The following is a 10,207-nucleotide window of genomic DNA, read 5'->3' as shown; positions in this document are numbered from 1 at the left end:
TCAGCACCAGCAGCAAGGGGACGAAGAAGACGGAGGAGCTCTACGTCATCGGCGACGCGGGGTATCTGAAGGAGGGCGAGGCGGACTGGAAGGCCGTGTCTCCCGCCGACCCCGAGATGCGGAACAAGGCCGAGGACCCGATAGGGGTCGTCGAGGAGTTCCGGATCTACGCGCAGACGCCCGGCGGTGACGTGAAGGTGACCGGGACGGACGGCGGCGGCACGGTCGAACTCCGCGTCGTCAGCGGCAGGAAGAAGCTGAGCGCCGTCCAGGACCGGGCCTGGGCGAAGAAGGCGAAGCGCGAGTTCGACTCGACGGCCGTGCAGCTCCGCAAGGCCGGCATCCCGGTGGACGACGCGCAGTTGACCCTCTCCGGCCTGGAAGAGGTGCTGGTCCTGGACGCGAAGACGTACCGGATCAAGAACCACCGCTTCGAATTCGGCTTCCTGATCCCCTACAACGGCCAGGACATCAGCTTCGAACAGCAGGTCGGCGAGAAGAACGAGGGCCCGTACACCCGCAAGATCGAGCTCCCGGCGGCTGTGCGCTAGCCGTTCAGCCAGTCGCCGTCCAGCGCGGCCCGCAGGCCGTCGAGCGCCTCCTTTGTGCGGGCCCGGACATGGAGCCATCCACCGTCCGTGTCGCGGACGAGCACGCCGGCGTAGAGGAACCAGCGCACGGGTTCGCCGGGCGGGCCGGCCGGGAACGGCAGCCGCGTGCCGCCCCTCTCCAGTTCCGCGACGACCTCCTCGTCCGGCGCGTCCAGGAAGTCGACGAGGTGGTCGGGCGCCTCGGTGGCCTCCGAGAGGACGATCTCCAGGAAGGCGAGCGACGTCTGCTCCAGCCAGGGTTCCCACTCCTCCGCGCTTTTGTCGGCGAGGTCGGGGCGGATCCGCACCGGCGGATCGTCGTGCGACAGGTCCGCGAGCAGGACGCCCCAGCGGGCCGCGCCCTGGTTCTCGTCGCGGAAGACGAGGGCTTCGCCCCACTCGTCGACGTACAACTCGGCCGGTGCGCGCAGCGTGTGGTGGTTCGACGTCAGGTCCTCGCGCCTGCCGAGCAGCGCGTACGCCTCGCGCAGCGCGGCCGGAAGCCGCAGCCCGAGGCGCTCCTCGGCCGCCGCGAGGTCCGTCTCCGGGCAGCCGTCGCCATCGGCGAGGGCGGCGCCGCTCCAGTGCGCCGCGAAACCCCGGACGAACTCCCAGGCCGCCCGCCGGTCCTCGACGCCCGCCGCCAGCGAACGGACCATGTCGAACTCGTGTGTCATACGGAGACCGTAACCGCCGCCTCTGACACCGGAGCCGACAGGTCACGACATCCGGGGAGACGATCCGGTCGGGCCTGTCACGTTCCCGCGCCGCCGCCGGTCATGCGGGGGACGGAGCAAATGACCCCCGCCCGATGGGAGCACCTCTCATGTCCACCGCCTACGTCGTCGTCACCCTGGTCGCCGCCGTGGTGGGCTTCTCCGCCGTCTCGGTCTTCCTTCGCGCCGAGTGGGTCGTGCAGCCGATGGCCGACTGCGGAGTGCCCTGGCTGCCCTGGCTCGGCACCGCGAAGGCCGCGGGCGCGGCCGGTCTGATGGTCGGCCTGTTCGTGCCGGTCATCGGCGTGGCGGCCGGAATCGGCCTGGTGCCGTACTTCACCGGGGCCGTGGCCACCGTGATCCGGGCGCGCTGGTACGCGCACATCCCGTTCCCCCTGCTCTACGCGGCCCCGGTGGTCGCCGCCCTGGTCCTGGCGGCCACCGGCTGAATCCGGATCGCCCGGCCCGTGTCGGCGGGCGCCCGCTGTGGCCCGGAGCTGCCACGGCGGACGCCCGCCACGTCCCTTCGCGGCTCGGCATCCGACGTCTTGTGTTCCCCGGAGAAGCTCTCCGATGGGCGTGTGTTCAGGAGCTGTTCGCCTTGAGCGCCATCCGGCTTGTCGGTGATGTCCGGTGGCTGGATTTCGGCCAGTACGGCGAGGTATAACCGGCCCGCCTCGAAGCGCGGCCCTGTCTCGCCGCGCCGTTCCGACGAGCCCAAGGATCTTCCTGTGCTGCGCTCTTCCCGTAAGTTCCCGTCCGTGCTGGCCGTGGTCGGTGCGATGTCCCTCGTGTCGGCCTGTGGAGGGAGCGGCGAGGAAGCGGCCGGTGCCGCCGCGTCCGTCTCGCCCGAAGCGGCGGGCGGTGCCGGGGACGAAGCCGGCTCTTCCGCGTCACCGAGCGCCTCCGCCTCCCCGTCCGCCTCCGCGTCGGCCTCGCCCTCGCCGTCGACCTCGGCATCGGCCTCCGCGTCCGCCTCCGCGAAGGCGTCCGGCGGCGCGTCCCCCAAGGCGGCCGCCACCGGCTCAGGGCAGGGCGGCGGCAGCGGGAGCGGGGCCGGCGGCTCTGAGCCGACGAGCGCGCCCGCCGCGCCCGACTTCCCGGTGCCCGTCGAGGTGGGCAACGCCACCCAGATCATCACGGTCAAGTCCAGCGGCTCGTACGCGACCGTCACCGCCTGGCAGAAGGGTTCCGCCGGCTGGAAGGCGCAATTCTCGACGAGCGCCGGCCGGGTCGGGTCGAACGGTGTCGTCCCCGGTTCGACGCGCAAGCAGAGCACGTACACCACGCCGTCCGGCACGTACACGATCACCGAGGGGTTCGGCGTGGAGTCCAGCGGCACCGCGATGCCGTACACGAAGGTCAACGACAGCCACTGGTGGGTCCAGGACCCGGAGTCGAAGTTCTACAACCAGATGCACACCGAGGAGGGCGCGGACTTCCCGCTGACCGAGTCCGGTGAGCGCGGCAGCGAGCACCTGATCAACTACCCGACGCAGTACGCCAAGGCGCTCGTCATCAACTTCAACCGCTGGCCCGCCGTGCCCGGTCGCGGCGCCGGGATCTTCCTGCACGTCAACGGCAGCGGCGCGACCGCCGGCTGCGTCTCCGTGCCGCGCGCGACGATGGAGCGCTTCATGGGCTGGGTCAAGCCCTCCGCCAACCCCCGTATCGCGATCGGCTGATCCGTGGAGCTCCCTTCCATGTCTTCCCTGACGGCGCTCCTCGACGCGTCCGCCCCCGAGCCGGTGTCCGTCGACTGGGACGCGGTCGAGGCCTGGCTCGGTACGCGGCTGCCCGCCGACTACAAGGCGCTGGCGGCCTACGGTCCGCTCGACATCGGCGACTTCGTCTGGCTGCACATCCCGTGCACTCAGGAAGGCCGCTTCGACTACGGCTCCTGGCTGAAGTCGACGAACCGGCACTGCCGCATCGACTCGCGGAACGTCCCCCCGCACGAGCCGCCCGTCTTCAGGCCCGAGCCGGGCGGGCTTCTGGCGCTGGGCGAGACCAGGGCGACCAGCTGCCTGTTCTGGGACACTTCGGCGTCCGACGACCCGGACGAGTGGCCGGTCGTCATCTTCCACCAGGACGCGGTACGCCAGGGGGTGAACCCTTGGCACAACTACGGGATGCCGCTGGCCGAGACACTGGTCGCACTGCTGGGGACGGGGCTGCCGCTGCCCGGCGGCGGCGCCCTGGGCCCGCTGCCCGCCACCGTGCGGCGCACGGCCTACCTGACGGAAGCGTCGCCCTGGACGCCACCCGGACCGGGGGAGGCCCCCGAGGCGGAGGCGCTTCGCCGGGCGGCGCTGACGGAGGGGAGCGGGCTGGAGGCGCTGCGGACCCTGCTGCCGCCGCCCCCGGAGCCGTACCTCGGCGACGCCGACTGGGCGTGGGCGGCCGAGCAGCTCGGTACGCGGCTGCCGGCCGAGTACGTCGCGCTGATGGAGGCGTACGGCGGCAGCACCTGGCTGGGCTGGCTGAACCTGCCCGCACCGCTGAACACCGGGCGCGGCGGGCTGGTGGCCGAGCAGTGGTACCGCGACGCCTACCGTAAACTGCGGGCGGAGTTCCCCGAGTACCAGCCTCTTCAGGTCTGGCCGGAGAAGGACGGCTTCCTGCCCTTCGCGTCGACCATCGACGGCGACCAGATCTGCTGGCTGACCGAGGGCGACGACCCGGACGCCTGGCCGCTCATCGTCGTACCCCGCCACGCCGGCCAGGGCGGCCCGTTGCCGCAGGGACTGACGGACACACTGCTGGAGTGGCTGCGCGGCCGCTTCCGCGCGGAGGGCTTCCCCGGCCTCGACGTGGACGACGACCCGCTGGAGTTCATCGAGCTGGAGTCATGGGCGCCGGACGCGACCGATGCCGGGAGCGGATGACCACGAGGCGTCGCCGGCGGCCGCCCGAACCGCCCCGGACAGAAGGACGACCGGGGCCGCCACCCCCCACAGGAGAGGCCCCGGTCGTCGTTCGTACGGGGTCGCAGTGGAACCCCGTACTAGTCTCAGCGCCGAGCGTGCCGTTTGTGTCACACCCCGCTCGCGGGGTAAGCGTGGGTCGCGAAGTTGTTGCAGGTTGTACAAGGCATGGACGTGGGCGCATAAAACCACGTAGCGTGCTGATTCGCGCACGGTGGCGCAGCAGTGGTGACCAGCTGCGGTTCAGAACGACAGGTTGAGGTAGTGCTGGGGGACGACGCGGAGCTGACCGCCGCCGTACTCGCGGCGCAGGGCGGGGACGAGGGTGCCTTCCGTTCTGTGTACCGCGCCGTGCATCCGCGGTTGATCGGCTATGTGCGCACTCTCGTCGGCGAGGCCGACGCCGAGGACGTCACTTCGGAGGCGTGGCTGCAGATAGCGCGGGACCTCGACCGGTTCAGCGGGGACGCCGACCGGTTCCGCGGCTGGGCCGCGCGGATCGCCCGTAATCGTGCGCTCGATCACATACGGATGCGGGGCCGCCGTCCCGCCGTCGGCGGTGACGAGACCGAGCTGACCGGCAGGCCCGCCGCGTCCGACACCGTCGACGAGGCCATGGAGTCCATCTCCACCAGAAGCACCATGGCGCTCATCGCCCAGCTGCCCCAGGACCAGGCCGAGGCCGTCGTGCTGCGGGTCGTGGTGGGGCTCGACGCCAAGAGCGCGGCGAAGACGCTCGGCAAGCGGCCGGGCGCCGTCCGTACGGCGGCGCACCGCGGGCTGAAACGGCTCGCCGAGCTGCTCGGCACGGAGGGATTCGACGCCTCCGACGACACGGGACGCGCGGCCTCCGGTGTCGTCCCCGAAGGCGCCGAGGACCCCCCGGAGGGGGCTTCGGATCTCGGCGGAGTACCGTCCCAGCGCGGCTCCCGTCCCGGGGCGGCGGCACCCGCCGGTGTGACGCATTCACGCGTGCGGACGCAGAAGGACATGTGATGGCCGACGAGCGGTACGAGTGGCTCGACAGGGGTGCGTCGGAGCGACTGCTGCGCCGCAAGCCTGTCGAGGCCGCCGACGCACGCGCCCAAACCGAAGCCGCACGCCTTGCCGAGGTCCTCCACCGCGCCGCGGACCCCGGTTACCGCTACGACGACGGCGAACTGCCCGGGGAAGCGGCCGCCCTGGCCGCGTTCCGCAAGGCCAGGGCCGATGCAGCGGCCGATGCCACTGTTCCGGGCGGCGCCTCGCTCGGGACCGTCCAGGTCTCCCGCGCCGTCCGCCGCTCCCGGGGCAGCGGCCTCGCCCGGCCTCTTCGGTTCGGGATCGCCGCCGCGGTGGCGGGCTGCGCCATCGGGGGTGTGGCCGTCGCAGCCGGCACGGGCATGCTGCCCACCCCCTTCGACGACGACCGTCCGCTGCCCGCCTCGTCGGTCTCCGCCGCGGCGACACCGGGGCCTGTCACCTCTCCGTTGCCGGGCGAGAGCGGAACCGGTTCGCCCTCCGAGTCCCCGGGCGCCCCCGGCACACCGCCGGTGCCGCCTCCGCTGCCGAGCACCTCGAGCCCGGCCCCCGGTGACGAGGGCGCGGCGACTCCGGGCGGGCCGGCCGAGGACGGTCCGACGGGGCCCGGCGACGGGACGGGTCCCACAGGCGACCTGTACCGCAAGTCCGTCGAGGCGTGCCACGACTACCGCAGCGGAAAGATCGACCCGGACAGGAAGCGCCGGCTGGAGCTGGCCGCGAAGGGCCCCGAGGGCGTGGAGCGGTTCTGCGACAGGCTGCTGGGCGACGGCTCGGGCGGCTCCGGTGGCACGGGCGATTCCGGTGGCTCCGGCGGCGACAACGATGGCGGCGGGGACGACGACGGCGGGGACGACGACCGAGGCAAGCGCTCCGGCGGTGACGGCGAGCGCAGCTCGGAATCCGGCGAAGGCGCCCCCCAGACCCCGCCGGTCTCCTGGTCGCCCCTCCCGCAGCCTTCGGTGACGCTGTCGGCGACCGGGTCGGGCTCTTCGGCGAGCACTGCGCTGTACCTGGCCTGACCTGCCCTTTTGTGTATCCGGCGGTGGGGTGTGACGTTTTTCCGGGCCACGGCGCAGTAATAAGTGAGCCGACTGGTCATCGGCGGCGCAACGAGCCGGGGTTCCCCCCGTACCTTCGGCTCAGCGCACATGGCGCGGGCGGGACACGTTCCCCCGGTCCCGCCCGCGCCCTCTCTCTTCTCCCGACGTCTCCGATCTCCCGGCGTCTCCGACCCCTTCCACCGGAAGAAGACGGCACCGGAAGATGCCGCCGGGAAGCGTCACCAGTAGACGACGACCTTGTCGCCGGTCCGCACCTGGTCGAAGAGTGACGCGATCTTCCCCTTGTCCCGCACGTTGACGCAGCCGTGCGAGGCGCCGTTGTAACCGCGCGCCGCGAAGTCGGACGAGTAGTGGACCGCCTGGCCGCCGCTGAAGAACATCGCGTACGGCATGGGAGTGTCGTAGATCGTCGAGACATGGTTGCGGGACTTCCAGCCCACGTTGAACACGCCTTCGCGGGTCGGGGTGTACTGCGACCCGAAGCGCACGTCCATCGTCGAGAGCACCTTGCCGTCGATCATCCACGACAGCGTGCGGGTGGTCTTGCTGATGCACATCACCCGGCCGGTCTTGCAGCGCGGGTCCAGCTTGGCCTTCGGCTTGTTGACGTCCTTGCCGTCCAGCTCGTCGCGTGTCGGCTTCGTCGTCATACCGAGCAGCCGCTGCCAGGTCACCGTGTCGGTGCTGCCCGTCGCGGGCAGGCCGCGCTTGCCCTGGAAGCCCTTCACCGCCGTGGTGGTGACCGGCCCGTACGTCCCCGTCGGCTTGTCGTCGAACCAGCCGATCTGCGCCAGCCGGGCCTGCAGCTCGCGCACCTGCTCACCCTTGGCGCCAGGGGCCATCAGGACTTCGGGCGCGGGCTTCGTGGTGGACGCCGAAGGGGACGGCGTGTGCGACGGCTCGGCCGGCTTCGACGGGGCCGGCGAGGCGGACGGCGTCGGCGACTGCGACGTCGGCCCCGACGTGGGAGCCGCGCTCGGCTTGCTGTCGGCGGGGGGCGCGTCCGCCGCGGCCTCCGCCTTGCAGCCGGCGGTCACGGCCGCCACGACCAGCGCCGCCGCCGCGGCCAGCGTTCTCATCCCGATGTTCTTCCTGAGCATGATCGCCCCCCTTTGTCTCTGTGCCTGGTGAGACAAATCCCCGTCCTGCCCGGTTGCGCGATCCCGCGCATCATGGGGGTAACAGTTGGGGGACGAGCGCGACACGGCGGCGTCGCGGCGGCGGGACGGAACCTCGTCGCGGTGAGACGGAACCGCGTCGTGGCGGCGACACGGACCGCGCCGTCGCGGCGGCCTGTGAGCAAGGTCCCAGCGCGTGGCTCTCCATCCGCCGCACGCTCGCCGCTACAGTCCGTCGCAGTATTTGTTACCTGTCAGTAGCTCCAGCGGGAGGCACAGTCACATGGCGCGCGAGTCCGAGTCGGGACTGCCCATCGAGCCGGTCTACGGGCCGGAGGACCTGGAAGGCTGGGACCCCGCGGAGAAGCTGGGCCGGCCGGGCAAGTACCCCTTCACCCGCGGCGTCTATCCGTCGATGTACACCGGCCGGCCCTGGACCATGCGCCAGTACGCGGGCTTCGGCACCGCCGTCGAGTCCAACGCCCGCTACAAGGAGCTCATCTCCCACGGCACGATGGGTCTGTCCGTCGCCTTCGACCTGCCGACCCAGATGGGCCACGACTCCGACGCCCCGATCGCACACGGTGAGGTCGGCAAGGTCGGCGTCGCCATCGACTCCATCGACGACATGCGCATCCTGTTCGGCGGCATCCCGCTGGACAAGGTCTCCACGTCGATGACGATCAACGCCCCCGCCGCCCTCCTTCTCCTCCTCTACCAACTGGTCGGCGAGGAGCAGGGCGTGCCCGCGGACCAGCTCACCGGCACCATCCAGAACGACGTGCTCAAGGAGTACATCGCCCGCGGTACGTACATCTTCCCGCCCAAGCCGTCGCTGAGGCTGATCGCGGACATCTTCAAGTACTGCAGGGCCGAGATCCCGAAGTGGAACACCATTTCGATCTCCGGCTACCACATGGCGGAGGCCGGGGCCTCGCCGGCGCAGGAGATCGCGTTCACCCTCGCCGACGGCATCGAGTACGTCCGTACCGCCGTCGCCGCCGGGATGGACGTCGACGACTTCGCGCCGCGACTGTCCTTCTTCTTCGTCGCGCGGACGACCATCCTCGAGGAGGTCGCCAAGTTCCGCGCCGCCCGCCGCATCTGGGCGCGGGTGATGAAGGAGGAGTTCGGCGCGAAGAACCCGAAGTCGCTGATGCTGCGCTTCCACACGCAGACGGCCGGGGTGCAGCTCACCGCCCAGCAGCCCGAGGTGAACCTCGTCCGGGTCGCCGTGCAGGGCCTCGCCGCGGTGCTCGGCGGCACTCAGTCGCTGCACACCAACTCCTTCGACGAGGCCATCGCGCTGCCGACGGACAAGTCCGCCCGCCTCGCGCTGCGCACCCAGCAGGTGCTCGCGTACGAGACCGACGTGACCGCGACCGTCGACCCCTTCGCGGGTTCGTACGTCGTGGAGAAGATGACCGACGACGTCGAAGCGGCCGCGCTCGCGCTGATGGAGCGCGTCGAGGACCTGGGCGGCGCGGTCAACGCCATCGAGCGGGGCTTCCAGAAGAACGAGATCGAGCGCAGCGCCTACCGCATCGCCCAGGAGACCGACTCCGGCGAGCGGGTCGTCGTCGGCGTCAACCGCTTCACGCTGGAGACGGAGGAGCCGTACGAGCCGCTCCGCGTCGACCCGGCGATCGAGGCGCAGCAGGCGGAGCGGCTGGCGAAGCTCCGCTCCGAACGCGACCAGCCGGCCGTCGACGCGGCGCTCGCGGAGCTGAAGAAGGCCGCGCAGGGCACGGACAACGTGCTCTATCCGATGAAGGACGCGCTGAAGGCGCGCGCCACCGTCGGCGAAGTCTGCAACGCGCTGCGCGAGGTGTGGGGGACATACGTCCCCACCGACGCATTCTGAGACCAATGGGCGGAGTGTCGTACCCGTGTGCGACACTCCGCCCATGCTGGGTGTTACCGATCTGCCGACCTATCTCGCAGGCCTTGTCCTGATCATCCTGCTGCCGGGGCCGAACTCGCTGTACGTGCTCTCGGTCGCCGCGCGCCGGGGTGTGCGCACGGGCTACAAGGCCGCCGCCGGAGTGTGGTGCGGCGACACGGTGTTGATGGTGCTGTCGGCCGCGGGCGTGGCTTCGCTCCTGCAGGCGAACGCCCTGCTGTTCGGTATCGTGAAGTACGCGGGCGCCGGCTATCTGACCTGGCTGGCCATCGGGATGCTGCGCGCCGCCTGGTCGATGTGGCGCACCCGCCGTGAGCGGGTGGCCGAGGTGGTGGCGCCCGACACCTCGGGTGCGGTCGAGCGGCCGTTCCGCCGGGCGTTCGTGATCAGCCTGCTCAACCCGAAGGCGATCCTGTTCTTCATCGCCTTCTTCGTACAGTTCGTCGACCCGGCCTACGCGTATCCGGCTCTGTCCTTCACGGTGCTCGGGACGCTGGCGCAGCTCGCGTCGTTCCTCTACCTGACGCTGCTGATCTTCACAGGCACGCACCTGGCGGCCGCGTTCCGCCGCAGGCGGCGGTTGTCTGCGGGGGCGACGTCGGCGGCGGGTGCGCTGTTCCTGGGCTTCGCGGTGAAGCTGTCCCTCAGCGGCACGTGACGCTCTTGCCCGGGCGCTGCCCGGCTTGAGCCTGCAGTTCCTGTCGGGGCTCCGCCCCTCACCCCGCGCCTCGATCTCCCCCTACGGCCTGGGGGGGGGGGGGGGGGGGGGGGGGGCGGGGGCGCGGGGCGCGCGGAGTCCCCAACCGCCGGACGGGGTTAAAAGGCAGGCCCTAGGAGACCTGTTTTGGGAAGGGGGGGGTGGGGGGAAA

Annotated in this window: 9 protein-coding genes and 1 pseudogene; 8 read left to right on the top strand and 2 right to left on the bottom strand. The window is 71.3% G+C overall.

The window, feature by feature from the left end; all coding sequences use genetic code 11:
• Positions 1 to 551, top strand: a pseudogene (locus tag ACZ4SA_RS34090) (hypothetical protein); the annotation flags it as partial.
• Here ACZ4SA_RS34090 and ACZ4SA_RS34085 read toward each other — a convergent pair.
• On the bottom strand, positions 548 to 1,267 hold the full coding sequence (locus ACZ4SA_RS34085; RefSeq protein ID WP_468281862.1) for an SMI1/KNR4 family protein: 720 nt from the start codon (positions 1,265 to 1,267) through the stop codon (positions 548 to 550). The pseudogene ACZ4SA_RS34090 and the gene ACZ4SA_RS34085 sit on opposite strands and share 4 nt — an antisense overlap.
• Before the next feature lie 149 nt (positions 1,268 to 1,416).
• On the opposite strand from ACZ4SA_RS34085, the gene ACZ4SA_RS34080 reads away from it, so the two are divergent.
• From ACZ4SA_RS34080 to ACZ4SA_RS34060, 5 genes are all read left to right on the top strand, one after another.
• Positions 1,417 to 1,755, top strand: a complete 339-nt coding sequence (locus tag ACZ4SA_RS34080; RefSeq protein ID WP_468281860.1) for a DoxX family protein — start codon at positions 1,417 to 1,419, stop codon at positions 1,753 to 1,755.
• Positions 1,756 to 2,037: 282 nt separating this feature from the next.
• Positions 2,038 to 2,991, top strand: a complete 954-nt coding sequence (locus ACZ4SA_RS34075; RefSeq protein WP_468281858.1) for a L,D-transpeptidase family protein — start codon at positions 2,038 to 2,040, stop codon at positions 2,989 to 2,991.
• Positions 2,992 to 3,009: 18 nt separating this feature from the next.
• The gene (locus ACZ4SA_RS34070; protein WP_468281856.1) at positions 3,010 to 4,194 is read left to right on the top strand and encodes an SMI1/KNR4 family protein; all 1,185 of its coding nucleotides are present in this window, start codon (positions 3,010 to 3,012) and stop codon (positions 4,192 to 4,194) included.
• A 303-nt stretch (positions 4,195 to 4,497) separates the two neighbouring features.
• The gene (locus ACZ4SA_RS34065) at positions 4,498 to 5,229 is read left to right on the top strand and encodes an RNA polymerase sigma factor (protein ID WP_468281854.1); all 732 of its coding nucleotides are present in this window, start codon (positions 4,498 to 4,500) and stop codon (positions 5,227 to 5,229) included.
• Positions 5,229 to 6,275, top strand: a complete 1,047-nt coding sequence (locus ACZ4SA_RS34060; protein WP_468281852.1) for a hypothetical protein — start codon at positions 5,229 to 5,231, stop codon at positions 6,273 to 6,275. Before ACZ4SA_RS34065 ends, ACZ4SA_RS34060 begins: the two co-directional genes overlap by 1 nt.
• Before the next feature lie 260 nt (positions 6,276 to 6,535).
• Here the strand turns inward: ACZ4SA_RS34060 and ACZ4SA_RS34055 are convergent, their stop codons facing one another.
• Positions 6,536 to 7,417 (bottom strand): L,D-transpeptidase family protein, encoded by an 882-nt coding sequence (locus tag ACZ4SA_RS34055; RefSeq protein ID WP_468281850.1) that lies wholly within the window; start codon positions 7,415 to 7,417, stop codon positions 6,536 to 6,538.
• Positions 7,418 to 7,718: 301 nt separating this feature from the next.
• Here ACZ4SA_RS34055 and ACZ4SA_RS34050 point away from each other — a divergent pair, with 301 nt between their 5' ends.
• Positions 7,719 to 9,299 carry an acyl-CoA mutase large subunit family protein gene (locus tag ACZ4SA_RS34050; protein ID WP_468281848.1) on the top strand — a complete coding sequence of 527 codons (1,581 nt, stop codon included), beginning with the start codon at positions 7,719 to 7,721 and terminating at the stop codon, positions 9,297 to 9,299.
• 43 nt (positions 9,300 to 9,342) lie between these two features.
• Positions 9,343 to 9,996, top strand: a complete 654-nt coding sequence (gene leuE / locus ACZ4SA_RS34045) for a leucine efflux protein LeuE (protein WP_468281846.1) — start codon at positions 9,343 to 9,345, stop codon at positions 9,994 to 9,996.
• Positions 9,997 to 10,207: the final 211 nt, after the last annotated feature.

This window comes from Streptomyces sp. NPDC027962 (assembly GCF_055566095.1).
This window is presented reverse-complemented; position numbering and strand designations above follow the sequence as displayed.

Excerpts from the sequence above, each read along its gene's own strand:
- ACZ4SA_RS34085 (WP_468281862.1), bottom strand. The coding sequence starts at position 1,267 with ATGACACACGAGTTCGACATGGTCCGTTCGCTGGCGGCGGGCGTCGAG.
- ACZ4SA_RS34080 (WP_468281860.1), top strand. The coding sequence starts at position 1,417 with ATGTCCACCGCCTACGTCGTCGTCACCCTGGTCGCCGCCGTGGTGGGC.
- ACZ4SA_RS34070 (WP_468281856.1), top strand. The coding sequence starts at position 3,010 with ATGTCTTCCCTGACGGCGCTCCTCGACGCGTCCGCCCCCGAGCCGGTG.
- ACZ4SA_RS34060 (WP_468281852.1), top strand. The coding sequence starts at position 5,229 with ATGGCCGACGAGCGGTACGAGTGGCTCGACAGGGGTGCGTCGGAGCGA.
- ACZ4SA_RS34055 (WP_468281850.1), bottom strand. The coding sequence starts at position 7,417 with ATGCTCAGGAAGAACATCGGGATGAGAACGCTGGCCGCGGCGGCGGCG.
- ACZ4SA_RS34050 (WP_468281848.1), top strand. The coding sequence starts at position 7,719 with ATGGCGCGCGAGTCCGAGTCGGGACTGCCCATCGAGCCGGTCTACGGG.
- leuE (WP_468281846.1), top strand. The coding sequence starts at position 9,343 with ATGCTGGGTGTTACCGATCTGCCGACCTATCTCGCAGGCCTTGTCCTG.